At 65.2% G+C, this 24,473-nt stretch carries 19 protein-coding genes and 1 tRNA gene; 7 read left to right on the forward strand and 13 right to left on the reverse strand.

Going from position 1 to position 24,473, the window contains the following annotated elements:
- Positions 1-5: 5 nt before the first annotated feature.
- A complete protein-coding gene (locus C0V72_RS09950) occupies positions 6-737 on the reverse strand; it encodes a TonB family protein (protein WP_101794009.1) in 732 nt (243 codons plus the stop codon).
- Positions 738-881: 144 nt separating this feature from the next.
- On the opposite strand from C0V72_RS09950, the gene C0V72_RS09955 reads away from it, so the two are divergent.
- The gene (locus C0V72_RS09955; protein WP_172438987.1) at positions 882-3,878 is read left to right on the forward strand and encodes an ATP-binding protein; all 2,997 of its coding nucleotides are present in this window, start codon (positions 882-884) and stop codon (positions 3,876-3,878) included.
- Between the two features lie 140 nt (positions 3,879-4,018).
- Here C0V72_RS09955 and C0V72_RS09960 read toward each other — a convergent pair whose 3' ends face one another.
- The 3 genes from C0V72_RS09960 to C0V72_RS09970 all read right to left on the reverse strand — a co-directional run bounded on the left by C0V72_RS09960 (position 4,019) and on the right by C0V72_RS09970 (position 10,339).
- Positions 4,019-7,591 carry a TonB-dependent receptor gene (locus C0V72_RS09960; protein ID WP_101793985.1) on the reverse strand — a complete coding sequence of 1,191 codons (3,573 nt, stop codon included), beginning with the start codon at positions 7,589-7,591 and terminating at the stop codon, positions 4,019-4,021.
- A gap of 273 nt (positions 7,592-7,864) precedes the next feature.
- Entirely contained in the window at positions 7,865-8,794 is a 930-nt protein-coding gene (locus tag C0V72_RS09965) for an isopenicillin N synthase family dioxygenase (protein WP_101793986.1), read from the reverse strand.
- A gap of 63 nt (positions 8,795-8,857) precedes the next feature.
- A complete protein-coding gene (locus C0V72_RS09970; RefSeq protein WP_233999882.1) occupies positions 8,858-10,339 on the reverse strand; it encodes a NupC/NupG family nucleoside CNT transporter in 1,482 nt (493 codons plus the stop codon).
- A gap of 217 nt (positions 10,340-10,556) precedes the next feature.
- On the opposite strand from C0V72_RS09970, the gene C0V72_RS09975 reads away from it, so the two are divergent.
- On the forward strand, positions 10,557-11,258 hold the full coding sequence (locus C0V72_RS09975; RefSeq protein WP_101793987.1) for a queuosine precursor transporter: 702 nt from the start codon (positions 10,557-10,559) through the stop codon (positions 11,256-11,258).
- Between the two features lie 141 nt (positions 11,259-11,399).
- Here the strand turns inward: C0V72_RS09975 and C0V72_RS09980 are convergent.
- From C0V72_RS09980 to C0V72_RS09995, 4 genes are all read right to left on the reverse strand, one after another.
- Positions 11,400-11,475 (reverse strand) — tRNA-Lys (locus C0V72_RS09980).
- A 26-nt stretch (positions 11,476-11,501) separates the two neighbouring features.
- Positions 11,502-12,005 (reverse strand): 2-amino-4-hydroxy-6-hydroxymethyldihydropteridine diphosphokinase, encoded by a 504-nt coding sequence (gene folK / locus C0V72_RS09985; protein WP_101793988.1) that lies wholly within the window; start codon positions 12,003-12,005, stop codon positions 11,502-11,504.
- A 4-nt stretch (positions 12,006-12,009) separates the two neighbouring features.
- A complete protein-coding gene (gene aguB, locus C0V72_RS09990; protein ID WP_101793989.1) occupies positions 12,010-12,876 on the reverse strand; it encodes an N-carbamoylputrescine amidase in 867 nt (288 codons plus the stop codon).
- Positions 12,877-12,894: 18 nt separating this feature from the next.
- The gene (locus C0V72_RS09995) at positions 12,895-13,773 is read right to left on the reverse strand and encodes a class I SAM-dependent methyltransferase (protein ID WP_101793990.1); all 879 of its coding nucleotides are present in this window, start codon (positions 13,771-13,773) and stop codon (positions 12,895-12,897) included.
- 93 nt (positions 13,774-13,866) lie between these two features.
- Here C0V72_RS09995 and msrA point away from each other — a divergent pair, with 93 nt between their 5' ends.
- A complete protein-coding gene (gene msrA, locus C0V72_RS10000; RefSeq protein ID WP_101794011.1) occupies positions 13,867-14,421 on the forward strand; it encodes a peptide-methionine (S)-S-oxide reductase MsrA in 555 nt (184 codons plus the stop codon).
- Positions 14,422-14,423: 2 nt separating this feature from the next.
- Entirely contained in the window at positions 14,424-14,909 is a 486-nt protein-coding gene (locus C0V72_RS10005) for a hypothetical protein (protein WP_143704565.1), read from the forward strand.
- On the opposite strand, the gene C0V72_RS10010 is transcribed toward C0V72_RS10005, so the two are convergent.
- Positions 14,906-16,159 (reverse strand): RsmB/NOP family class I SAM-dependent RNA methyltransferase, encoded by a 1,254-nt coding sequence (locus C0V72_RS10010; RefSeq protein WP_101793992.1) that lies wholly within the window; start codon positions 16,157-16,159, stop codon positions 14,906-14,908. The two genes, C0V72_RS10005 and C0V72_RS10010, sit on opposite strands and share 4 nt — an antisense overlap.
- Positions 16,160-16,214: 55 nt before the next feature.
- On the opposite strand from C0V72_RS10010, the gene C0V72_RS10015 reads away from it, so the two are divergent.
- Positions 16,215-16,376 (forward strand): DUF1674 domain-containing protein, encoded by a 162-nt coding sequence (locus tag C0V72_RS10015; protein ID WP_101793993.1) that lies wholly within the window; start codon positions 16,215-16,217, stop codon positions 16,374-16,376.
- Positions 16,377-16,503: 127 nt separating this feature from the next.
- Here the strand turns inward: C0V72_RS10015 and C0V72_RS10020 are convergent, their stop codons facing one another.
- From C0V72_RS10020 to C0V72_RS10035, 4 genes are all read right to left on the reverse strand, one after another.
- A complete protein-coding gene (locus C0V72_RS10020; protein ID WP_101793994.1) occupies positions 16,504-17,919 on the reverse strand; it encodes a cytochrome P450 in 1,416 nt (471 codons plus the stop codon).
- Between the two features lie 66 nt (positions 17,920-17,985).
- A complete protein-coding gene (hemH, locus tag C0V72_RS10025; RefSeq protein WP_101793995.1) occupies positions 17,986-19,020 on the reverse strand; it encodes a ferrochelatase in 1,035 nt (344 codons plus the stop codon).
- 79 nt (positions 19,021-19,099) lie between these two features.
- Positions 19,100-21,385, reverse strand: a complete 2,286-nt coding sequence (locus tag C0V72_RS10030) for a molybdopterin cofactor-binding domain-containing protein (protein WP_101793996.1) — start codon at positions 21,383-21,385, stop codon at positions 19,100-19,102.
- 3 nt (positions 21,386-21,388) lie between these two features.
- Positions 21,389-22,396 (reverse strand): Mrp/NBP35 family ATP-binding protein, encoded by a 1,008-nt coding sequence (locus C0V72_RS10035; protein WP_101793997.1) that lies wholly within the window; start codon positions 22,394-22,396, stop codon positions 21,389-21,391.
- 132 nt (positions 22,397-22,528) lie between these two features.
- On the opposite strand from C0V72_RS10035, the gene hflK reads away from it, so the two are divergent.
- Positions 22,529-23,626: a protease modulator HflK gene (gene hflK, locus C0V72_RS10040; protein WP_101793998.1), complete on the forward strand. Its 1,098-nt coding sequence runs from the start codon at positions 22,529-22,531 to the stop codon at positions 23,624-23,626.
- Positions 23,627-23,630: 4 nt separating this feature from the next.
- Entirely contained in the window at positions 23,631-24,473 is an 843-nt protein-coding gene (gene hflC, locus C0V72_RS10045; protein ID WP_101793999.1) for a protease modulator HflC, read from the forward strand.

A 24,473-nucleotide genomic window follows, 5' to 3' on the forward strand; every position in this document is an offset into this window, starting at 1 on the left:
GCCGGTCAGAACCATTGCTGGCGCCAATAGAACGGGGCCGCAACGGGATTGCCGGACGCATCAGTGGCAGGCCGGAAGCCAAGACGGCTCTCGATCAGCTGGCAGGTGATCCGGTCGGCCTCGGGATCGGGGCTGGGGCGGATCACCGCGCAATCGCGCGCGCGCCCATCAGTGCCCACGGTCACGCGGACGATCACCTGCGTTCCGCGCCGGGCCGCACGGCCCCCAGCGGGCACGGGAAAATCGCGGGCGTTGTCGATCCGGCCCGAAATATGAACGGGCTTGCTGACAGCGATCCCGCCGCGCCCGGCCCCGCTATTGCCGCTGCCCGTGCCAAAGCCGGTGCCCGCCGCCCCGGTGCCCTCGCCCGCCGCAGCCGCGCCCGAATTGCTGGCGGTGCCGGTGGATGCGGCTTGCGGGCGCGGGTCATCCTGCTTCACCCGCACCCGGGGCGGCGGGCTGGTGACAGGCTGCGCCGACGCCTTGCGCCCCGGTGCACCTTGCGCCCCTTCATCCGGTTCCGACTGGTTCTGCGGCGGCGGCGGCGCAGGAGGCGGCGGCGCCTCAGGCGTCAACGCAAAAGCCGCCAGTGCCTCCCGCACGACCGCGCCCGTCATGTCGGGGGCAAGCGCGCGTGCCAGCCCGTAAAGCGCCGCCAGATGCAGCGCCGCAATCCCGGCGATCAACGGCCAGCTGAGCCGCCGCGGGCGCGATTGGAAGCTTCGGTTGGGCGCCATGCCTGTCATCCCGCTCTGCGATTGATCCGATCCGGATGCACTTGCCCCGGCAAACGGCCGGCAGCTGTTATATCAATCTTGCAACAATTGGCGATGGACCGGAGTGATCAAGCACACACGGATCAAAAGCAGCCCGGCAGCACCATGAAGCCGGAGGCTTTGGCAGGCTTCGTCATCGATGACGCGGCCAGTGGGCCCGTGCGGCTATCGCGGTTTGAACGCTGGCTGGAACGATGCGGGATCGCTGCGGGCCCGCTCGACCGGGCAAGCCTGATCGCCGCCCTGCTTGGGGCCGCAGCCTATCTGGCGCTCGCTGTGCTCAGCCTGCTGCTGACCCATGCCGACGATACTGTCAGCCCGATCTGGCTGCCGAATGCCTGCCTGGTCGCACTGCTGCTACGCGCCCGGCTGCGCAATGAGGTGCCGCTGCTGCTCGCCTGTTTTGCCGCCAGCCTTGCTGCCAATGGTGTGCAGCAATTGCCCAACTCCATCGCCATGTTGTTCTCGTTTGCCAATATCGCTGAAATTGTGGCGGTTCTCGCGCTCACCAGAAAAGCTGGCACCACGATGGCGGGGCGCGGGCAGCCGGATATGACCCGCCTCGGCGATCTTGCCCGCTTCGTCTGGGCTGGCGGGCTGATCGGACCGCTGATCTCCGCGACGCTGACCGCGCCTGCCATGGGAGATACGCTGGCAGAGCTGCGCGCCGGGGCGATGGCCTGGTTTCTGACAGACAGCATGGCGATGGTGCTGATCGTGCCGGTTGCCCTGCTGGTGATCGACCGCGCACGCGGGCTGATGCCTGCCGCTCCGGCCCGGCCGCTGGAAAGCATCGCCCTGCTCAGCGGCGGGGTGGCTTGCGCTTCGCTGGTGTTCAACCAGACCCACTATCCGCTGGTGTTCCTGATCCAGCCGATCACGCTGCTGCATGCCTTCCGGCTGGGCAGCCTGGGCAGCGCGCTGAATGTGGCGGGGGTGGCGCTGGTCGCCGGGTTCATGACCTTTGCCGGGCATGGCCCGATCGCTGCGGCAAGCGGCGGCGGCATTGCGCAACTGCATCTGCTGCAAGCCTTTGTCGCCGCCAATTTCCTGACCGGACTGCCAGTGGCCGCGATCCTTGCCGGGCGTGACCGGATGATGGCGCGGCTGGAAGCGGGCAAGCGCGAGGTCGATTTGCTCGCCGAAAACATCAGCGATGCGATCCTGCGTTACGATCTGGCGGGAATATGCACCTACGCCTCGCGCTCGGTGCGCGAGGTTTTGGGCGTGCCGCCGGAAACCTATGTCGGCCGCCATGCCACTGCGCGCATGCATCCCGATTCGCTTGACCGCACGGTGCAAGCGATGGAGCGGTTGTTGAGCGGCACCAGCGAGCGTGAGCGGGTGACCTATCGCCGCTTTGCCGATGATGGCGATGGCGCGCCGGTCTTCGTCGAGGCCGACTGCGCTGTCATGCGCAACCCCGATACCGGCGCGCCCGAGGGCGTCGTGGTCGCCGCGCGGGACGTGACCGAGCGGGTGGAGCTGGAACTGCTGCTGACCCGCGCCCGGCGCAGCGCCGAAAACGCGGCGCGCGCAAAGTCGGAATTCCTCGCCAATATGAGCCATGAGATCCGCACCCCGATGAACGGTGTGCTGGGTTTTGCCGAACTGATGCTTCAGGGTGAGCTTGAAGGCGACCAGCGCCGGTTTGCCGAACTGATCGTGCAATCGGGCCGATCCATGATGATGCTGCTCAACGATGTGCTCGACCTCAGCAGGATTGAAAGCGGGCAATTCGCCATCGACCGTGCGCCGGTGGATATCACCGCCTGCCTGACCGAATGCGCGGCGCTGCATCGCCCGGCGATCGAACGCAAGGGTCTGCGATTCGAGCTCGTCAACGAAAACAGTGATGACGCCGCCGACGCCCGCATGTCCGTGCCGTGGGTGCTGACAGATGGCCTGCGACTGCGCCAGATCCTGCTCAATCTGCTGAGCAACGCGGTCAAGTTTACCGAAGCCGGGCATATCACGGTCAGTTACCGGATCAGCTGGCAATCGGTTAAAATCACCGTGGCCGATAGCGGGATCGGGATCAGCCCGCTCCAGCTTGAAACGATCTTCCACCCCTTCACGCAAGGGCAGGCTGATACCGCGCGGCGGTTTGGCGGAACGGGGCTGGGCCTGTCGATCAGCCGCCAGCTGGCTGCGTTGCTGGGCGGGCAGATCGCGGTCGAAAGCACGCCGGGCGAAGGGTCGCGCTTTACGCTGGTGCTGCCTGCGACGCTGGCTCCGCCGACGCCCGAACCGCCGCTGCCGGGGCGCACCCACGCCGACGATATGCCGCCGCAGCCGCTTGCCCCCTCGCGGATCCTGCTGGTCGAAGATCATGACATCAACCGGCTGCTGGTGAGCGAGATGCTGGAACGCTGCGGGCAGGAGGTCGCCGTGGCGCATGACGGGAACGAGGCGATTGCCATGGTGATCGATCAGGTCATGCGCGGCAGGCCCTATGATCTGGTGCTGATGGACATCCAGATGCCCGATTGCGACGGATTGGCCGCGACCCAGGCGATCCGGGCCGAAGGGATTGGGCCGGAACTGCTGCCGGTGATCGCACTCACCGCCAATGCCTTTGCCGAAGATGTCGCCGCCGCGCGGGCCGCCGGGATGCAGGGGCATCTGGCCAAGCCGGTGGTGTTCGCCCAGCTGGCCCGTGCGTTGCAACGCTGGTTGCCGACGCGGATTGTCGAGGCCGATCAGGCCGCCGCAGCCGCTCCCCACCGCGCGCCATCGCCCCCCACCGCGCGCGCATCGGCCTTGGCCCGGTCGCCCCGGCTGGTGGCGCGCTGGCACGGGCGGCGGCAGGAAATGGTCGATGCCGTGCAAGTGGCGCTGGACGAAGGCTGGCTGACCGCTGCCAGCGCGCCGCCGCTGGGCCAATGCGACAGCCTCACCCGCCTGCTGCACAAGGTTGGCGGAACTGCCGCGATGTTCGGCGAAGCGCCCTTGGGAGAAGCCGCCGCCGCGCTGGAGCGTGCCTTGGTGACCGGTGCCCCCGGCGCGCTGCGCAGCAATCTGGTGCACGCCCTGCTGAACGCGGCCGAAAGGGCGGGCGCAAATGGCGCAAAGCCAACCAGCAGCAGCACGTTACGCTGATCTGGGCGCCGATCTGGCGCTTTTCACGGCAACGCCTGCCCCGCGCGTGCCTGCCTTGCCGCGCCGCCCCCTTGCCCCAAACACAAACGGCGGAGCCCGAAGGCCCCGCCGCTCATGGGTAAGATCAGCGTGGTTACGAATTAGAACTCGTAGCGCGCACCGACCTGAACGCGCCATGCCGAAGCCTGCGCCACGGTTTCAGCGAAACCGCCATTGCCTGGCTGGCCTTGCGGACCGGCCGCCTGGAAGTTGGCCAGCACGTAACGGCCCTGCGCATCATAGCCACCCTGGATCAGCGCCACGCGGCCATCAGCTCCGCCCAGCGTGTTCACGTTGTTCCAGGTCGCATCGACCAGGTTGAGCACGTTGACGACGTCGGCAAACAGCTCGATCCGGTCATTCTTCACACCCGTCAGCTTGCCGAGGAACGGCAGTTCCTGGCTGATCCGCAGGTCAAGATCGAAGATCCAGTCATTGCGGCAGGTGTTGCGGTTGACCGTCTGACCCGGCGTGAAATCGCAATCCAGCTGCTGGCGCACGTTGCTGTTGGGCAGCGGCACGCCATTCTCCAGCGCATCGAGGAAGGCCAGAACCGCCGCCTGATTGCTCAAGGGCGACAGGTTGGGATCATTTACGCCGGTCGGGATGTACGCCAGTACATTTTCTTCCGCCGACGAGTTGCCCCGGAAGAACTGGACTGACTGTGCCGTGTTGAACGGCGGGGTAGTGCCCCGTGCCGGTGTGTTGAAGGTCAGGCTGTACGGACGGCCTTCCGAGGCACGGAAGAACAGACCCAGGCTGGTCTTGTAGTCATCGATGAACTCTTCGGCAAAGTTCATCGCCAGCGTGAAGTTGTGCTTCGTCTCGAAGCCCGACTGCGACACGCCGACATTCTGCGGATCGAACGCGGCGGTGCCATCGAAGAACGAACCCGCGGTCGCATCGCGCGCATTCACCGACTGCTGGCTTTCGCTGAAGGCATAGCCAAAGTTGATGTTCACGCTGCCGCCGTCGGTGATGATGCCGCCGTCGAACTGCTTGGTCAGGATGACCGACACGTTATGCGCTTCAAAGCTCGGCCCGTTGGTGAGCTGGAGGAACTCCTGCAGCACCGAGTTTCCGGCATTGAAGCACGCCGGGCTCAGACCCGTCCACTGCGGGTTGTTACCGCCGGTGCCAACCAGCTGGGCCCCGCAACCTGCGTTCAGCGGGTCGATCGGGCGCAGGATCGGACGACCATCAACGGTCCGGCCACCGCGGCCCTCACGCGGATCGACCTGCTGGACAAGGTCCACCACGGTCAGCGTGTCGTTGAAGCGCGTGTAAATGTAGTCGAGGTTCAGACGCCAGTTGCTGAAGAACCCGCCCTCGGTGCCGAATTCCGTAGCGAGGCCGATATTGGCGCGCACGGCGGTCGGGATGTCGAGGTTGGGGTCGATCGACTGGACCGCTGCATTGCCGCGGTCGGCAATCGCTGCGCCGGCCGTGGTCAGACACTGCGGCACGCCGGTGAAGTTACCGGCCGCATCCAGCACGCTCACCTTGCCACCCGGACCGCGCGGCAATGTCCCGGCGGCGCAGAGGTTGGTGTTCGACGTGGCGAAGTTGTTGCCCGTGTTCGAGAACGCGTTCGAGAAGAACACCACCGGATCGCCGCCCGCAAAGATGCCGACGCCGCCGGTCAGACGGGTGTTCGAGAAGAAGCCTTCGTTATCGAATGCATAGGTCGCCGACAGACGCGGCAGGATCACCGGATCCAGCGACGAGAAGCCAACCGAGTTGCTGAAGCCAAAGCGCTGGGCAAACAGCGGGTTGGCCGGCGGCGAACCACCGTCATACAGCTGCACACGCACACCGGCGTTGATCGCCAGCTGATCGGTCGCCTGCCAATCGTCCTGCGCGAAGAACGAGTAGATCTGACGCGAGAATTGCGCGGCCGCATTGTCGAAATCGACCCCGCGCGGGACGTTGATGTCGGCCCCGATGGTTTCGTTACCGACCAGACGGTCGGAGTTGACCGCCGTGTTATTGCCGCCGGTAATCAGGCCGCGCTCAAAATCGTCGAGGTTCTGGAAGTACAGCGAACCGGTCGCGTTCTGCAGGAACAGGTTATACACTTCGAGATTGTTGTATTCCGCGCCCAGCTTGAAGTTGTGGCCGCCGCCCGCATCGATGTTCATGATGAAGCGGGCCTGATCGACCGTCGAATCAAGCTGGTTGAGCGCGCGCGAGAAGCCCGGGCCGGAGAACAGCTGGCCGTTCACACCGCCGGGGATCTGACCGCTGGTGCGGTTGGGCGTGCCGACCACCAAACGCGTGGCCGGGTTGGCGCCGTTGGCTTCATCGAAGCCCAGCGGGCCCTGCACGTCCGACACGTCGGCGCGGCTGATGCGCAGTTCGGTCGAAACCGAATCGCTCCAGTTCGAATAAAGCTGCGCCGAATAGTAATCCGAAATCGTGCCTTCGTTCTCGAACGAGTTGATGCCGGTGAAGGCTGCGCCCGAATCGTCTTCGATCTTGCTTTCGTCGAGGCGCTGATAGGTCACAACGACGCGGTGATCATCGTTGATCTGGCCATCGAGACGGCCAAAATAGCGCACGCTGGTGTTGGGCAGCGACGTGGCGATCGGGCCGGTTTCCTGACCGTAAACATCGCGGGCAATCCGCGAGAAACGCTCAAAATCGGCAACCGTGACGCCCAGTTCCGGGTTGCCTACGCCAAAGCCGAAGGGCGAGGAGGCTGCGCCTTCAACCAGATCGGTTTCTTCATAGGCGAAGCTGAAGAACAGGCGATCCTTGATGATCGGGCCCGACAGCGTGGCGCCCCAGCGCTTTTCTTCGCCGGCGTTGAACGGCCGGGTGGTGCCGTCAGCCAGCGTGATTTCGTCGTTCTGCATCCCGCCATCGAAATACGTGATGAAGGCAGAGCCCGAAAACTCGTTGCTACCGGCCTTGGTCACCACGTTGATGAGACAGCCGGTGAAGTCCGAATATTCCACGTCGAATGGCGCGAATTCAACCGAGGTCTGGTCCACCGCATCGAACGGCAGGGGCAGCGAGTTGCGGGCTGCAAACGGCGTGCCGTTCAGACCGAACACGTCGGCCTGCACAATGCCGTCGACCGTGAAGGTGTTGGCGCGGTCATTGCCGCCAAGGCAGGAAATACGGTCAAACCCTTCGCCGCCGTTGAATTCAAGGCTGACGCGCGGGTCGAGGCGAATGATGTCGCGGATGTCGCGGGTGATCGACGGGAACGCGCCGAGCTCAATCGAGCCGAACGCCTGGCCCGGACCGACCGCCAGCTGCTTCACACCGGCGCGCGAGCCGGTAACGATGATGACGCTGTCTTCGGCGCCAGCCGCAGTCTGGGTGAGCGCGAAGCTGAAAGTGGTGGGGCGGCCGAGCGCGGTATACACGTCCTGCACGGTCTGGCCTTCGAAGCCATCGACATCAGCCGTCACTTCGTAGGGGCCGCCCGGCGGAAGCGCGGAGACGCGGAAATTGCCCTGGCTATCGGCGGTGGTGGTGCGCACGGCATTGGTGCTGGTGTTGGTCACCGTGATGGTCGCGCCGCCAAGCGGGTTGCCCGATTCGTCGGTCACGCGGCCTTCGACATCGGTAACGATCTGCTGCGCCGAAGCGGGCGCGGCAACAAAGGTGGTGGTCGCGGCAAGGCTGACGATGCTCGCGGCGAGAAGATACTTAAGCTTCATGGATGAAAGCCCCTGTAACGATGGAGAGAGTAACGGTGGAGAGAGACAAATCGTGTGATGCGGCCTGCCCTAGGCCTGAACGCTTGCGGCAAAGCGACTGTTCTGTGACAGTTTGATGAAATGCTACGCCCCTGCGCGGCGTTTCCATAGTGGGAGTCTCCGCAAACGCCACAAAAGTGTCGGATTTGCGTTGGTTCTGGCCGCCAGTGTTGCATCGCAGCAACGGCGACAAGGAATTTCCCGGAGAGCCGAAAACGGCCGGAAACGCTGCCGTCAGACCAGATTGATCTCGCGCAGGCGCTGCATCAGGTAATCATGCGCGCTGATCGGTGCGGGCGGCGGATTCGCGGCGCCGGCATCGATGCATTCGGGCAGCGGCTCGATCATGAAATCGGGCCGGAAATGCAGGAAGAACGGCATGGAATACCGCGCCCGCCGCGCCGCATCGCCGCGCGGGTTGACCACCCGGTGCGTGGTCGAACGCAGTCGCCCATTGGTCTGGCGTTGCAGCATGTCGCCAACATTGATGACCAGCGCGCCCGGCGGCACATCGACCGCGTGCCATTCGCCTGCGCGCGTAAGCAGTTCCAACCCGGCTTCCTCCGCCCCCAGCAGCAGGGTAATGGTGTTGATGTCTTCATGCCCGGCGGCCCGAATCGCCCCTTCGGGTGCGCCTTCTTCCAGCGGCGGGTAATGCAGCAGCCGCATCACCGAATTGCCGTCCGCAACGCTCGCCGCGAAGAAATCGCGCGGGCGGCCAAGGTGGAGAGCAATCGCTTCGAGCACGCGGCCACCGGCAACCTCGAAGGCTGCGAACAGCGCGGTCATGGTTTCGCGGAAATCCTCGACCTCGGCCGGCCAGACGTTGGGCGCCATGAATTCGCGCAAGGCATGGCCTTCGGGCAAATCGCGGCCCACATGCCAGAACTCCTTGAGATCGAACACTCCGGCGTCCTTGGCCTTTTCGGTGCCGAACGGCGTATACCCGCGCGCGCCGCCGCCGCCGTCGATCTTGTAGGCACGCTTGACCGCATCGGGCAGCGCGAAGAACGCCTTGGAGGCCGCCTCGGCGCGGTCGATCAGATCCTGCGGGATGCCGTGATCGCGCACCACGGCAAAGCCGTTTTCGCCAAAGCTGCGCCCCAACTCATCGGCGATGGTTTCAAGCGGCTGGGCGAGGGAAACGGAAGCAATGTCGGTCATGCCCGGGCCCTTACACCGGCCTGTGCGGCCCTGCCAAGCCCTGCGCGCCGGGGACAGGGCCGATCAGTAAGGCAGGAACAGGCTGGCCAGCGCCGCGCTCATCAGGTTGGCAAGGCTGCCTGCCGCCAGCGCCTTCAGCCCCAGTTGGGCAATCACCGGGCGCTGGTTGGGCGCAAGCCCGCCGGTCACCGCCATCTGGATCGCGATGGACGAGAAATTGGCAAACCCGCACAGCGCAAAGGTGATGATCGCCCGGCTACGCGCGGTCAGTTCATTGCCCTGCATCGCACCCAGATCGATAAAGGCGACGAATTCATTGAGCACGATCTTGGTGCCGAACAATCCGCCGGCAATCTGCGCCTGATTCCAATCCGAAATGCCGATCAGGAACATCACCGGTGCAAACACGTACCCGAGCAGTTTCTGGAAACTGATCCCTTGCAGCCAGGCAGCAGCCTCGGGCGAAAACGGCGCGCCCATGCCATCGGCAAGGCCCACGATCCCGCCGCCGATCCCGGCAAGCATCCCGTTGGCGAGCGCCACCAGCGCCACAAACACCATCACCATCGCGCCGACGGCCACCGCCAGCTTGACCCCGGTCTGCGTGCCTTGCGCGGCGGCTTCGATGATGTTGGCAGGGCGCTGGCCTTCCTCGAAGGTTTCCGCCGTGCTGACCTCGTCAGTCTTGAGCCCGCCTTCAAGGATCGCTGCTGGACCCACGGCGCTGATGCGCGCCTGCGGCAATTCGACCTGCTGGCCGTTTTCGTCATACATCACGACCCGGGTTGCCTCGGTCATCGTGTTGGGCTTGCCGCGTGCGCGCGCCACGGCTGCGGCGGCGACCGAGCCTTCATAACCGGCCGGCTTGTGCGGCTCGTCAGGCATGATGATCTTGGCCATCAGGATGCCGCCGGGCGCCGACATGAACGCCGCCGCCAGCAGGAAGGGCACGGCCTCTTCTCCGATGAAGCTGGCGTAGGCGGCAAGGATTGTGCCCGCCACGCCCGCCATCCCCACGCTCATCAGCGTGAACAGGCCCGCAGGCGAGAGCGCCGCAAGATAGGGCCGCACCACCAGCGGGCTTTCCGATTGCCCGACGAAAATATTGGCCGCCGCGCCCAGCGCCTCGACCTTGCTGATCCCGGTGATCCACCCGATCGCCCCGCCCACCCAGCGCACCAGCCGCTGCATGATGCCGAGGTGATAGAGGATCGAAACAATCGCAGCGAAAAACACGATCACCGGCAAGGCGCCAATTACGAAGGTGTTGGCGAAGGGATTGTTCTCCATAGGGCCGAACACCGACGTGATCCCGACCTTGGAGAAATCGAGCAGCGCAATCACCCCGCGCGACAGACCGCCGATCACGGCAACGCCCGCTTCGGTCCGCAGCACGATCAAGGCGGTAATCGCCTGAAGCGCAAAGGCTGACCCGACCACGCGCAGGTTGATCCGCCGCCGCCCGTTCGACAGCGCAAAAGCTATCGCCAGAATGGCGGCGACCCCTGCAAGGCTAAGCAGGATGGACGTGATACTCTCGTTCACGGCAGCAAATGCCCCTCGATTTGGCTGGAAGCGTCCCGACCTTCGTGCCGCGCGGGGGCGCTTGCCCTGCGTGCAGCACCTTCGGGCGTGGCAGTTTGCGAACCGACTTGCAAGCCTGATGCGCGCGGCAGCCCGTACCGCCCGCCAGCAAGGGTGCCGGTGACAGGTGCGCGGGCGGCGCTTTTCTTTTGTCCGTGGGCTGGCTAGCACACCGGCGATGACCACACCGCAACCGCAGCCGCCCGCCGCCGCCGCCGATCCGCTGGGCTCCATGCCGCTGGGCCTGTTTGTGTTTACTTTGCTGTATGGCGGCATGACGGTGCTGGCCGGCGTGCTCGCCTTCAAGCAGGTGCAGCTGTGGCCGACCAGTCTGGCCGTGGAGAGCGGGATCTTCCCCTTCCTGCTGCTGGTGGTGATTTCGAGCACGCTGTCCCAGCTTTACGGGCGCGATGCGGCTAAGCGGATTGTGTGGTGGGGGTTCTTCCCGCTGGGGCTGTCGGCGGTGCTGATGTGGCTGGTGCTGGCGCTGCCTGCCTCGCCCGAGATGGTGGCCTTTCGCCCGGATGATCTTGCCGCGTTTGAACGGGTGCACCGGTCGACCTGGCGGGTGTGGATGGCGGGCCCGGCGTCCTACATCACCTCGCTGCTGCTCAATATCTGGATCTTCGACCGGCTGCGCGGGTCAGGTGCGGAAAGCACGATCGGATTGATGGTGCGCGGCGCGATTGCTTCGGCGCTGTCACAAGCGGTCGATTCGGTGATCTTCATCACGCTGGCCTTTTACGGCGAGTTCGACATCACCGATCTGATGATCGGTCAGGTGCTGGCCAAGGTGGTGCTAAGCTTGGTGCTGGTGCCGTTCCTGATTACCGGCGGAGTGAAGACAGCACGCTGGCTGGACCGGAAGAAGGAAGGCTAGCCAGCCATTCGCGGCGACATCTCGCTAGGCGCTGGAACGGGCGCACAGCGACCGCAAGCCCGACCGGGCGCCCGCAGCGACGCGGCCTTCAGGCCGTGAGAGCGAGGATATCGCGCGCCGGACGGCGTGCGAAAACAAAAATGGTGGACCCGTCGGGGCTCGAACCCGAGACCTACAGATTAAAAGTCCGTTGCTCTACCAACTGAGCTACGGGTCCACCTGGGTAACGCTGGCGCAGTGCGCTCACGCGAAGGGCGCTCCCCTAGGCAGGGGGCGCGGGCGGGTCAAGCGGGCTTGATGGTGGGCGAGCGTTAAACCCGTCGCACCAGCGCGCCAACTGGCGGCAATCGTACACGCCGGGGTCAGCACAAACCGCCGCTGCGCAAAGGCTGCGTGGGGGATGGTGAGGCCGGGGCTGGCCCAGCGTCCGCCGCTCCACAGGATAATGTCGAGGTCCAGCACCCGGTCGCCCCAGCGCTGACCGGGGCGCCGCCCGAATTCGCGCTCGGTGCGCTTGCAGGCCGCGAGCAGGGCGGTGGGGGAAAGGTCGCTGTCCAGCACCAGCGCGGCGTTGGCAAAGCGGCGCTGCGCCGCGCCCATCGCCGGCGTCGCAATGACGGGCGAGCGCGCTGTAACGGTGCCAAGGCTTGCGCATTCCTCCATCGCTGCGCGCACCACGGCTTCGGGCGCGCCAAAGCGGTGGTGCCGCCGGTTGCTGCCGACCGCGATCAGATAGGTGCTGGACACCGCCTCAGATGTCCTGCGCGATCCGCCCGTAAAGCTGCGGCCGGCGGTCGCGGAAGAAGCCCATGCCTGCGCGGTGCTTTGCAGCCTGCGCCAGATCGAGCCGGGCGATCAGCACGCCGGTCTCGCCTGCGCCATACTCGCCAAGGAAATCGCCCCATTCGTCGGTGATGAAGGAGTGCCCGTAAAAGCGCTGCCCGCCTTCGGAACCGATGCGGTTGGCGGCGACCACCGGCATGCAGTTCGATACCGCATGGCCAATCATCGCACGCCGCCACATGCGGCTGGTGTCGAGATCGGCATCATAGGGTTCGGAACCGATCGCGGTGGGATAGAGCAGCAATTCCGCCCCCAACAGCGCCATCACCCGCGCGCATTCGGGATACCATTGGTCCCAGCAGATACCGACGCCGATCTTGACGATCGCTCCGCCCTCACCCGGCACATCCCATACCTTGAAGCCATCATTGCCGGGACGGAAATAGTATTTTTCCTCGTAACCCGGCCCATCGGGGATATGGCTTTTGCGGTAGGTGCCCTGCACCGCGCCATCGGGGCCGATCATGGCGAGAGTGTTGTAATAGTGATGCCCGTCGCGCTCAAAGAAGCTGGTGGGGATCGTTACCTTCAGCCGCGCGGCAAGGTCGCGCATGGCGATCACGCTGGGGTGTTCCAGCGTCGGGCGGGCGAGCGCAAATAGCGCCTCGTCCTCCTCGCGGCAGAAATAGGGGCCGCTGAACAATTCCGGCGGCAGGATCAACTGCGCGCCTTGGGCGGCGGCCTCCTCGACCAGCGCCGAAACGGCGGCGATATTGGCGGCCTCGTCTTCGGAACCAAGGGGAAGCTGAAGGGCGGCGACAGTGAGTGCGGTCATGCCGCCGCCCCTAGAGCATTATGCCGACTTCTTGAAGAGCAGTGTCATCCGGTCGCTTTCGCCCTTGTCCTTCAGGTCTTCACGCTTGGTCGCCAGCGTCGGCGGCATTTCCCACACGCCTTCGGGGTGGTTGGCGGTGTCCATCGGATTGGCGTTCACTTCGCTTGCAGCGACCAGCGTGAACCCATTGAGACGCATGAAGTCGATCACATCCTGCTGCTTCAGGTAGCCCTTGGTGCCATTGGCATAGGACCAGGGCGCATCGTCCTTGGCCCGGTGCTGGACGATGCCGATCATCCCGTCATCTTTCAGCAATTCGCGCATGGCCCGGATTTCGGTATCGGCGATCCCGGCGCGGGTGATGCCGTGCAGGGCGCGGATCACCAGAATACGGTCAAAAGTGCCCTTCTGGTCGGCAGGGATGGTCTCCAGCGTCATGCCGCTGAACTTTTCGGCCGGCAGCCCGGTGTAGCCTGCCACTTCCTTGCCGAAGCCTGCCGCCATGTCACGGATGCGCTGCTGGCGGGCGGGATCGGCGGTGGCGGTCAGCGGGTTGTTGTAAAGGCCCACCAGCTGCCCCTCGCCGCCCAGATAATGGCCGAGCAGGCGCGAATACCAGCCGCCGCCGGGCGAATATTCACCAACCTTCATCTCCGGGCCGACATGGAAGAAGGCGAGCACTTCGGCCGGGTGGCGATGCACATCGCGCACCCGGTCTTCCTTGCGGGTGGGGTGATTGATCGCGCCCGACACAGCCTCGCCATGCATTTTGTTGAAAGCGGCGGTATCGAGCGCATGCGTCTCGCCGTGATCGGCGTGACTGGCGTGCTGGTGCGCCATCAGCGGGGCCGCGAGGGCAAGCGCGCTCGCGGCGGCGGCAAGGATCAGTTTTGTCATGGGGTCTCTCTCCAAGGCATGAAATTTCGCTCGCCAACGCATGGCAATCGCCGCGTGCTAGCCTATCTTTGCGCAATACCAATGGAGATTTCGATGAGCAACTTGGACACGGCAATCATTGCAGGCGGATGCTTCTGGTGCACCGAGGCGGTGTTCCGCGATGTGGTGGGGGTGAGCCTGGTGGAAAGCGGCTATATCGGCGGCACCAAGGCGAACCCGACTTACAAGGAAGTGTGCACCGGCACCACCGGCCATGCCGAAGCGATCCGGGTGACCTTTGACACGGATGTGATTGGCTTGCCGCAAATCTACGACGTGTTCCTCGGCACGCATGATCCGACGCAGCTGAACCGGCAGGGCGGCGACATCGGCACGCAATACCGCAGCGCGATCTTCCCGCTGTCGGCAGAGCAGGGTGCCGAGGCCGAAGCCGCGATTGCGCGCTGGAATGCCGATCATGGCAAGGTGGCTGTCACCACGATCGAAGGCCTGTCAGGCGGCGCGCAGACAGCGGAATGGTATCCGGCCGAGGATTACCACCAGGAATACTGGGACGGCGAAGGCCAGCGCAATCCCTATTGCCTCGCGGTGATCCCGCCCAAGCTGATGAAGCTGCGCAAGAGCTTCCAGAAGTATGTGAAGGATTGAGCTTGAAAATGCGGCTTGCCTGCGCGTTGCTGGCTATCGGCTTGCCTGTCGCAGCCGCAGCCGCCCCCCCGCCGCCACCGCCGCCCGGTGTCGTGTCTGCCGAACAGGCGTTTTTCGACGCTTTGCCGCAGTTTATGCCGGCTGAGCATTCCGATGCGCTCAAGGCAATGATTGCCGAAGATCTGGTCGTCACCAACGACGGCGAGCCGATGTTCGACAATCGTGCGTCTTGGCTGGCGTGGCGTGAAGGCCTGGCTGGCGGGCGGGTGGAACGCTTCCAGATGCTGCGCGAGAAGTTCTGGCGCGATCGGCAGGGCCGCATTGTGGTCGAAGAGTTCTGGACCCCGATCGCCAAGGATGTCTTTTGGCATCCCGATCGCCCCCGCAGGCTGGTGGCCTATACCTTGAAGAATGGCGTGCTGACCCAGGTCGACTATCTCATCGCGCTCGACAGCATATCCTATCTTGATCCCAAGCCGACGGGTTAGGGTTTCACCCACCGCCCTGCGAAAAACCCGTCCAGCCCGCCGTGTTCGGCGAGCATTCCCGGATGGGTGCGCAGCCAGCCTTCGGGTGTGGGGGTTAGCCCTGCCGGCAATTCTGCGGCTGTGATCGGCACGGGCGTAAGGCCGCAATTCGCATCGATCCACGCCGCCTGCCCTTCGCCCTCCTCGGCCTCCAATGAGCATACCGCGTAGACCAGCACGCCGCCGGGGTTGAGCCACTCCGCCGCCTTGGCGGCCAGCGCGCGCTGCTGTTCGACCATCTCGGGGATCTGCCGCGCGCCGATGCGGTGGAGCACGTCGGGGTGGCGGCGGCAGGTGCCCGTCGCGGTGCAGGGGGCGTCGATCAGGATCGCATCAAAGCGGTGCTTGGGCTCCCACGTGAGCGCATCGGCCCGCACCGGCGAGGCTTTCAGGCCCGTGCGTTTCAGGTTGTCTTTCAGCAGTTCCAGCCGCCGTTTGGAGCTGTCGAGCGCGGTCACGTTCCAGCCGTTTGCGACCAGCTGCATCGTCTTGCCGCCCGGCGCTGCGCACAGATCGAGCGCGTGTTGGCCCGCCCCCTCGCCCAGCAGACGGGCCGGGATCGAGGCCGCAAGATCCTGCACCCACCAGTCACCGGCCTTGTAATCGGCAAGGCTCTCCACCGCCGCGCCGCGCGGCAGGCGGACATGGCCCGGCGCCAGCGTCACCCCGCCCATCGCCACGGCGCGGGTCTCGGTCTCGGCGGCGTCTTTCAGCGCCAGATCGAGTTCGGGCGGGAAGGCGAGGCCCGGCGCGATCGCCGCGGCTTTCTCAGCGCCCCAGCGGGCCACCACGGCATCCGGCAGCGTCGGCACTTCGGGCAGCACGCTGCGGCCCGGCTTGACCAGCGCGGAGAACACCCCGTGCGCCAACCGGCGCGGGCCGCCGGCGAGCAGCGGCAGCCCGGTCGCGATCACCGCGTGGGCCGGGGTGTCGAGCCGGAGCGCCTGGGCCAGCATGATCCGCAGCACCATCCGCGCCTTGGCATCATCGGGCAGGTTCTGCTTGGTCGCGCTGTCGATCAGCGCATCGAGATCGGTCAGCCAGCGCAGGGTCTCGCCCGCAATCGCCTTGGCAAGCGCGCGGTCGGGTGCCTTGCGGATATCGCCCAATGCGCCGCCTTCGGCCTGTTCGAGCGTCTCGCCCCGCCGGAACACGGCATCAAGCAGGCGAAGCGCAGCGCGGCGCACGGGGAGACCGGGGGTACTGACCATCCGGCGGCCCCTAACCGTTCTTGAAACCAAGTGCCAGCATGCGCATTTGGATCATATGACCAAAGAGAAGTCGCAAGCCGCGCAAGCGTTCAAAAAGCCCGCCCACTGGACCAACGATCCGGTGCCCGCGCCCAAGGCGGTGACAAACGACGAAAAGCTCTCCCCCACCCGTTACGGTGACTGGGAGCGGGGCGACGGGATCGCGGTGGATTTTTAAGGAGCGGCGGGGTGAGCAATTCACCAGTCGGCGAAATAGCCGCCGCAAGGCCGACCGGCCGCCCGCAGCGGCGCGGCCTTCAGGCCGTGTGAGCGAGGATTTCGCAGCGCGGAGGCGCTGCGGAAAATCAAAGCGGCGTAAACGTCACCTTCAGCCCATCCTTGGGCTGCGGGATCGGCCAATCCTGCCATTCGGGGTTGTAACCCGGCGCAGCCTCGATCCGGTAGCGTTGCAGCAATTGCGCCAGCAGGATCTTGACCTGCATGTAAGCGAAATGCAGCCCTAGGCACATATGCGCGCCGCCGCCGAACGGCACCCAGGCGTATTTGTGGCGCGCCTTCACCTGTTCGGGCGAGAAACGCAGCGGATCGAAGGCGAAGGGATTGTCCCAATATTCCTCCGAATGGTGGGTCCAGTAGATATTGATCCCGACCATCGCGCCTGCCGGGATGCGATACCCGCCATATTCGAAGGCGCGCAGCGCGCGGCGCGGCATTGAGGGCACCGGCGGGATCATCCGCAGCGATTCCTTGAACGCCATTTCGGTGAGCTCAAGCTTGGCCAGATCGTTGTAATCAAGCGGGCGCGGCTCACCCGAACCGTCCGGCCCGCCGGTGACCGCCATGATCTCGGCCCGCAGCTTTTCCTGCCATTCGGGATTGGTGGCCAGATGATAGATCAGCGAGGTGGCTGACGAGGTGATGGTGTCGTGCGCGGCCATCATCAGGAAGTTCATGTGGTCGACCACCTCGTCGACCGGCAGCAGGCTGCCATCTTCGCGCGTCGCGGTGGCGAACTGGCTGAACATGTCCTGCCCCCCGCCTTCCGCGCGGCGGCGCAATGTTTCCCTGGTGAAATAGTCGACCAGAAACGCGCGGCCATCCACGCCCTTTTTCATCTTGGTAAAGGGCAGTGGCTTGCGGATCGGCGCGACCGAGGCCTGGACCATGTCAACGAAAGCTTCGTTGATTGTGTCGGCTTCCGGCCCCCACGGCAGGCCGATGAAACTGTCCGCGGCCAGATCGAGGGTGAGCTTCTTGATCGCCGGATAGAACGCGCGCGGCCCGGCCCAGCTTGCCACTTCGCGGGCGATGCCGCGGTTCAGCGCGGCCGAATAATGCCGCATCGGTTCCGGCTTGAAGGCGATCGAAAGCGCGCGGCGGTCGATCCGGTGATGGTCGAAATCCAGCAGCATCAGCCCGCGCGGGAACAGCTGGTCGAGCACCGGGCCCCAGCCCTGTTCGCTGGAGAAGATCTTGTCCTTGTTGAACAACAGCAGCTCATTTGCCTCGGCCCCGATCAGGGCGATCTGCCAGCCGCCAAAGGCGCGGTTCTTGTAGACCTTGCCGTGGGTCTTGATCATGCGCGCCGCAAAGGCGTGCGGGTTGGCCAGCATGGTGAAGGTGTTGCCAACGACGGGCCAGCCCGCATCGCCGGGGATATGGGCCAAGTCGGCGTCAGTCAGCCGCCCCTCGCCCCAGTGGCGGGGTGCCTCGGCAGAGGCGCGCTCGGACAAACGCGTGGCTTCGGCAGTGGTCGCCATAATGCTGTGATGCTCCGTCAATCAGGTTCGGATTCGCAACTTACATTAGTGGCAGTTTCCGAAGCGTCAAACCCAACCCGACAATTCGCGTTGCAGCATTGCTTCGATCATGGCCAGACCATGATCCGAGGTGTTGAGGCAATCGAGCACGGCATAATCCTCGCCCCCATGCTCGATGAACTCGTCGCGGCCTTCCAGCGCCAGTTCTTCCAGCGTCTCGACGCAATCCGCTGCAAAGCCCGGCGCGGCGACCACCAGCCGTTTGGTGCCCTTGTCGCCTTCGGCCATCAGCGTCGCATCGGTCGAGGGTTCCAGCCACGCCGCCGGGCCGAAGCGCGACTGGAACGTGGTTTCAAACCGCACGCCTGCAAATTCGGGCCGGGGGGCCAGCGCTTCGCGCAGCAGCCGCGCGCTCTTGCAACAATGGCAGTGATAGGGATCGCCCTTTTCCAGCGTCTGCTGCGGCATCCCGTGGAAACTGAGCAGCATCACTTCGGGCTTGAAGGTCAGGGCGCGCACCTGCCGGGTCAGATCATCGGCCAGCGCGGCGATAAAGCCCGGCTCGTCATGATAGGGCGGCACGAAGCGCAAGGCCGGCTGCCAGCGCATCTTCTTGAGCACGCGGGCGACCTCATCGAACACGGTCGCGGTCGTCGCGGCGCAATATTGCGGATACATCGGCGCGATTAGGATGCGGTCGCAGCCGTCGGCCATCAGCGCGGTCATCCGGCTTTCGATCGAAGGGTTGCCGTACCGCATCGCCCAGTCGACCTGCACCTTGTCGCCAAACCTGCCGACCATCGCTTCGGCCTGGCGCGAGGTGATGTCAGCCAGCGGCGATCCGCGTTCGGTCCAGATCTTGGCATAGGCCTTGGCGCTTTTCTGGGGCCGGGTGTTGAGGATGATCCCGCGAAGGATCAGCTGCCAGGCAATCGGCGGAATCTCCACCACCCGCGTGTCGGACAGGAATTGCTTGAGGTAGCGCTTCACCGATTCCGTGTCGGGCCCGTCGGGCGTGCCGAGGTTAACCAGCAGCACGCCGATCTTGCCGCTTGATACAGGAGGATGATCGCCCGGAAGGCGCTGGGTCTGCCAGGTCATAGCCCGCCTAACGCCTCGCAGCGATTTCGTTTCCGGGCAAAGTGCTTTGCCCAGACGCAGTGTTGCAAAAATGTGCGGGTCATATGCCGTCCGAAAGTAGGGGCAGGCGTCTCAGGCGCAACCCCGTAGCCGAAAACAGCGCATTGGCAATGGCAGGCGGCGCGACCACCGCGCCCAGCTCTCCGGGATCGGCAGGCGGGGCTTCGCTGGCGATGAACTCGATCCGCATTTCGGGGCAATCGGTCAGCGTCGGCAGGCCCAGAGCGCTGTCATCGGCTGCGTCGGGAAAACCGCCGCGCAAGCGGATGGGATTGCCCAGCGCAATGCCGATGCCGAACACCAGGCCGCCTTCGATCTGCTGCTTGGCGATGTCGTGATTGACGATCCGGCCAATATCCACCGCCGCCGAAAGCCGGATCACGCGCACACCGCCTTCGCCCTGCCGCGCGGTCGCCACGCAGGCAATGCGCGCGGCCTCTGGCCCGTCGCCGATCCGCGCGCAGGCAAGGCCCTGCCCGCTCTGATCCGCGCCGCCATCCCATCCCGCCAATTGCGCGGCCCGCTGGAGGCAGGCGGCCAGCCGCACATCGCTGCCCAGCATCGACATCCGGAACGACAGCGGTTCGCGCCCGGATTGGGCCGCGATTTCATCGATAAAGCTTTCGATGCCAAAGGTGGTCGGCCCATAGGCATTGCCGCGGACCCGGCCGACCGGCAGGCCAATTTCGACCGGCACGTGTTCCACCAGCAGCGCGGGCAGCTGATAGGGCGGGACCGCGCCTTCGCAGGCGAGCGGATCGGCCTCACCCGTGGTCTCGCGGATCGCGGCCATGCTGGTAAGATTGCCGAACAATCGCTTGCCGAATTCGCGCGCGGCAGGCGGCGTCGCGATACGGATGCGCATGGCATCAATCGCCCCGCCTTCGCCCTTGGCCCCGCCTTTGGCCAGCTGCGCGCCGAGCAGCAACCACGCCGGCGCGCGCGGGCGGGCCCGGATGAGTTCGTCGCGGCGCGGCCAGACCAGCTGCACCGGGCGGCCAAGTTCGCGCGCGATCAGGGCGATTTCGATGGCGTGGTCATGTTCAAGCCGCGCATCGAAGCTGCCACCTGCGGGCATGGGATACAGCGCGACATCCTCGGGCGAAATGCCGATCGCCCGGGCCGCGGCAATGCGCGCCTGTTCCGGCTCCTGGCTGGCGATCCACAGATCCAGCCGGCCATCGGCGAACCGCGCCGTTGCGGTGGCTGTTTCGACCGGCGCAGCATAGGCCGGCTCCACCTCGTAACGCCGCCCGATATCAACCCGTTGCAGCGCATCGCCGCCAAACCCGGTTTCGGCAATCACATGCGCATCGCCGCCCGTCAGCAGGCTGTCGAGCCGCGCATCGATATCGGCGCTGTTGACCGGGGTGGCGGTCCTGAAGCGCGGCTTCATCGCGGCCAGCGCGCTGTCGGCGCTCCACCATGTCTCAGCCGCCACAGCCAGCCAGCGCCTGCTTTCGACGATCCCTGCCAGCCCCTTGATCCCGACGGCAGCCTTGGCATCGAACCCGGCAAGCTCCGATCCGTCGGACGGCCCGTGACGGATCGAGGCGAAGACCATGCCCGGCAACCGGACATCGCCGGCGAAACGATAGGAACCATCAACTTTCGATGGCAGATCGATCCGCGGACAGGCCGGCGCGCCATCAACATCGGCGGGCAGCGGCTTTTCGCGCGGCGGCTCAGGCCGCAAGGGAGGCGGGTCGGGCGGCGTATATTCCGCCGCCGCCTCGGCCAGTTCGCCAAAGGTGGCGCGCTGGGTGCCGTGGGTCACAAAACCGCCTTCGACCTCGCACTCTTCCCACGCCACGCCCCAGCGCGAGGCGGCTTCCTGGGCCAGCATCGCGCGGGCGGCCGCAGCGGCTTCGCGGCAGGGTTGTTCATAGGCGGCAAGGGATGTGCCCGCCGCTGTCGCATTGAAGCGGTGCGACCCGGCAAAGCGTGCGGCAATCACAGCATCGCTGGCAGCAGAAAGGCCCGCGCCAAACGGATCCCACAGCGCCATCCACTGGGCCGCCAGCGGGATATTGGCATAGGCGCCCGAAACCGGCGCAGGCTCGACCGCGATCTGCCGCCAATCCGCCCCCAATTCATACGCAACAATCTGGGGGAGCAGCGTGGAGATCCCCTGCCCCATTTCAAGCTGGGGAACCGCCACAGTCACCACGCCGTCCTGCGCGATTTTCAGCCAGGCGCCAAACACGTGCTCACCGGTTGCGGCGACCAGCGGGCTGGCATAGGCGCGCGGCATCAGCCACCAGGCCAGAACCAGGCCGCCGCCCGCCGCTGCCCCTGCCAGCAATCCGCGCCGCGAGACCGGCATCGCCTAGACGGTCCCGGTATCGAGCCAGCGCGCAAGGCTTTCCGCAAGGGCGCGAAACGGCGCGGCAGTCTCGTCATCGCCGGCCGCAGGAGGCTCGCCCCGATCGCCTGCGATCCGCGTCACCAGCGTCAATGGCACGCGGCCCAGGAACGGGATGTCGAGCGCTGCGGCAAACTTCTCCACCCCGCCCGACCCAAAGGGATCGCTGATATGGCCGCATTCGGGGCAACAATAGCCGGCCATGTTCTCGATCAGGCCGATAATCGGCACATCGCCTTGTTCAAACAATTGCCCCGCGCGCGCGGCATCGATCAGCGCGAGATCCTGCGGCGTCGATACCAGCACCGCGCCGTCGGGCCGATGGGCGGACAGCATCGACAGTTGCACATCGCCCGTGCCCGGCGGCAGGTCGATCAGCAGCAGATCGGCATCGCCCCAATCTGCATCGACCAACTGCGACAAAGCCTTGCCGGTCATCGGCCCGCGCCATGCCAGCGCCTTGCCCGGTGCAACGATATGACCCATCGATAGCACTTTGACGCCATAAGGGCTGTCGATCGCGATCAGCTGTTTGCCATCGGGCGTGGCGGCGGGTTTGATCCCTTCGGTCTTCAACAGCTTGGGTTGAGACGGCCCGTAAATGTCACCGTCAATCACGCCGACCTTGCGGCCCATCCGGGCGAGGGCGACAGCAAGATTGGTGGTCAGCGTCGACTTGCCGACCCCGCCCTTGCCGCTGCCCACCGCGATCAGCCGCCGCCGGCGCCGTTCCCCGATCAGCGCGATCCGCACTTCGTCGATGTCAGCCAGCGGGGTCAGCGCCGCCGTGATATCCGCCTCCAACGCAGCGCGGGCGGTATCGCCCAGATCGCCCGCTTCGGCGACGATCACCGCGCGGCGCGCCACAATCCTGGCAGAGCGCAAGCGATGGTCGATTTCAGCAGGCAAGGCCGCGCGGATCAGTGCCTCGTCAGCACCTGTTTGTGCAGGTTTGGGGGGTGACTTGTCCATTTGCGCACGCCTCTACCACCAAATTCACGCAGCGGACCCCTGTTTTTCACGAGAACCCGTGCCTATAAACAGCTTATGCAAAGAATGGACGGCTGGAGAGAACGCCTTGGCGCAGGTCTGAAAGGCCTTGCCATGGCTGGAAAGAACAACCCCTGGGGCGGCGGCGGAGGGTCTGGTGAGGACGGGCCTTCGGGCGACGGCGGTGGCAGTGACAGCGGCCCGCGCAACCCGTGGCTTCCCGGCGCAAACGAGCCCGGCAAGCGGCGCTCTGCCAGCATCGAAGACATCTTCAAAAGCCGCGGCCCGGAAGGCCCGCGCCGCGCTGGCGGCGGCGGCGGGCCGGCCTTTCGCTTTCCCGAACGCCCCGATGGCAAAAGCTGGCTGCCGGTGATCCTCGCCGGGGTTGCTCTGGTGTGGGTGGGCGCAACCAGCGTGCATTTCATCCAGCCGGGCGAACAGGCGGTGGTGACATGGCTTGGCGGCAAATATTCCCATGAGCTGAACTCGGGCACGAATTTCACCGCGCCTTGGCCACTGCACATGGTCCAGAAAGAAAACGTCACGCAGGTGCGGCTGGAAGAAGTGCCCGGCACCAAGACCGAAAAGCTGATCCTCACCGGCGACCAGAACCTGGTCGATCTGAGCTATCTGATCCGCTGGAATATTTCGGACCTGACGCTCTACCAGTATCAGTTGTCCGATCCGCGCAACGCCCTGCTTGAGATCGGCGAGGCCGCGATGCGTGCGGCTGTGGCGCGCCAAAAGCTCGACACCGTGCTGACCGGCGAAGGCCGGGCCGAGATCGAACAGGATGTGCGCGCCGCCATGCAGGCGCGGCTTGATGCCTATCGGTCGGGGATTTCGGTCCAGGGGATCGAAATCAACAAGGTCGATCCGCCCAGCCGCGTTGAAGAAGCGTTCAAGGACGTCTCGTCAGCCCAGCAGGATGCCGATGCCGCGATCAACCGGTCGCGCGCTGTTGCGCAGCAGCTGCTGGCCCGCGCGCAGGGTGATGCAAGCGAATTCAACGACATTTATGCCGAATACAAGCTGGCCCCCGAAGTGACCCGGCGCCGGCTGTATTACGAGACCATGGAGCAGATCCTGTCGAAGACCGACAAGACCATCGTCGAAACCGGCAATGTGACACCATACCTGCCGCTGCCCGAATTGAAGCGCCGCGCGCAAGCGCCAGCCCAGCCCGCGCCGCAATCGCAGCAGGGGGAGTAAAGCCATGACCAACCTACTCCAGAACTACAAAGCCCTGGGGATCGCTGCGGCTGCGCTGGTGGTCGCCCTGCTTTCGAGCGTGGTGATCATTCCCGAAACCCATCAGGCGGTGGTGGTGCAGGCCGGTAAGCCCGTCCGCGTCTTCAACCAGTTCCGTCCCGATGTGCCCTATGGCCAGACCGGCGCGGGCTTGCAGCTGCGCATCCCGTTCCTCGAACAGGTGCAAATGATCGACCGCCGGGTGCTTGATCTCGATATGGAGCGCACGCAGGTGCTTTCCAACGATCAGCAGCGCCTGCAAGTCGATGCCTATGCCCGCTACCGGATCATCGATCCGGTCACGCTGGTCGAAAAGGCCGGGACAGAGCGCCAGCTTGAGGCCCAATTGCTGCCGATCCTGACCTCGGTTCTGCGTCAGGAATTGGGACGCCGGCCGTTCTCGGCGCTGATCAATGCCGAACGCGGCACGGCGATGGCGAACATCACCGCCACGCTTGATCGGCAGGCGCGCAATTACGGCGCGCAGGTGCTCGATGTGCGGATCAAGGCGGCCGACCTGCCCGAAGGCCGCCCGCTTGATGCAGCCTTCACGCGGATGGAAACCGATCGGCAGGAAGAGGCCGCGACGATCCGGGCCGCCGGGCAACGCGATGCCCAGATCATTCAGGCCGAAGCCTCGGCGGCAGCAGCCAGCATCTATGCCGAAGCCTATGGCAAGGACCCGAAGTTCTACGACTTCTACCGCGCCATGCAGAGCTATCGCCAGACATTCCTTGCCGGCGAAGGACAAAGCACAATGGTCCTGTCGCAGGACAGCGAGTATTTCCGCCAGTTCAAAGGTGAATGA

The sequence above is a fragment of the Porphyrobacter sp. TH134 genome (assembly GCF_002855495.1).
In the GTDB taxonomy this organism is placed as follows: Bacteria; Pseudomonadota; Alphaproteobacteria; order Sphingomonadales; family Sphingomonadaceae; genus Erythrobacter.

Coding starts and splice junctions, on each gene's coding strand:
- C0V72_RS09950 (WP_101794009.1), bottom strand. CDS start 737: ATGGCGCCCAACCGAAGCTTCCAATCGCGCCCGCGGCGGCTCAGCTGG.
- C0V72_RS09955 (WP_172438987.1), top strand. CDS start 882: ATGAAGCCGGAGGCTTTGGCAGGCTTCGTCATCGATGACGCGGCCAGT.
- C0V72_RS09960 (WP_101793985.1), bottom strand. CDS start 7,591: ATGAAGCTTAAGTATCTTCTCGCCGCGAGCATCGTCAGCCTTGCCGCG.
- C0V72_RS09965 (WP_101793986.1), bottom strand. CDS start 8,794: ATGACCGACATTGCTTCCGTTTCCCTCGCCCAGCCGCTTGAAACCATC.
- C0V72_RS09975 (WP_101793987.1), top strand. CDS start 10,557: ATGACCACACCGCAACCGCAGCCGCCCGCCGCCGCCGCCGATCCGCTG.
- aguB (WP_101793989.1), bottom strand. CDS start 12,876: ATGACCGCACTCACTGTCGCCGCCCTTCAGCTTCCCCTTGGTTCCGAA.
- C0V72_RS09995 (WP_101793990.1), bottom strand. CDS start 13,773: ATGACAAAACTGATCCTTGCCGCCGCCGCGAGCGCGCTTGCCCTCGCG.
- msrA (WP_101794011.1), top strand. CDS start 13,867: ATGAGCAACTTGGACACGGCAATCATTGCAGGCGGATGCTTCTGGTGC.
- C0V72_RS10010 (WP_101793992.1), bottom strand. CDS start 16,159: ATGGTCAGTACCCCCGGTCTCCCCGTGCGCCGCGCTGCGCTTCGCCTG.
- C0V72_RS10015 (WP_101793993.1), top strand. CDS start 16,215: ATGACCAAAGAGAAGTCGCAAGCCGCGCAAGCGTTCAAAAAGCCCGCC.
- C0V72_RS10020 (WP_101793994.1), bottom strand. CDS start 17,919: ATGGCGACCACTGCCGAAGCCACGCGTTTGTCCGAGCGCGCCTCTGCC.
- hemH (WP_101793995.1), bottom strand. CDS start 19,020: ATGACCTGGCAGACCCAGCGCCTTCCGGGCGATCATCCTCCTGTATCA.
- C0V72_RS10030 (WP_101793996.1), bottom strand. CDS start 21,385: ATGCCGGTCTCGCGGCGCGGATTGCTGGCAGGGGCAGCGGCGGGCGGC.
- C0V72_RS10035 (WP_101793997.1), bottom strand. CDS start 22,396: ATGGACAAGTCACCCCCCAAACCTGCACAAACAGGTGCTGACGAGGCA.
- hflK (WP_101793998.1), top strand. CDS start 22,529: ATGGCTGGAAAGAACAACCCCTGGGGCGGCGGCGGAGGGTCTGGTGAG.
- hflC (WP_101793999.1), top strand. CDS start 23,631: ATGACCAACCTACTCCAGAACTACAAAGCCCTGGGGATCGCTGCGGCT.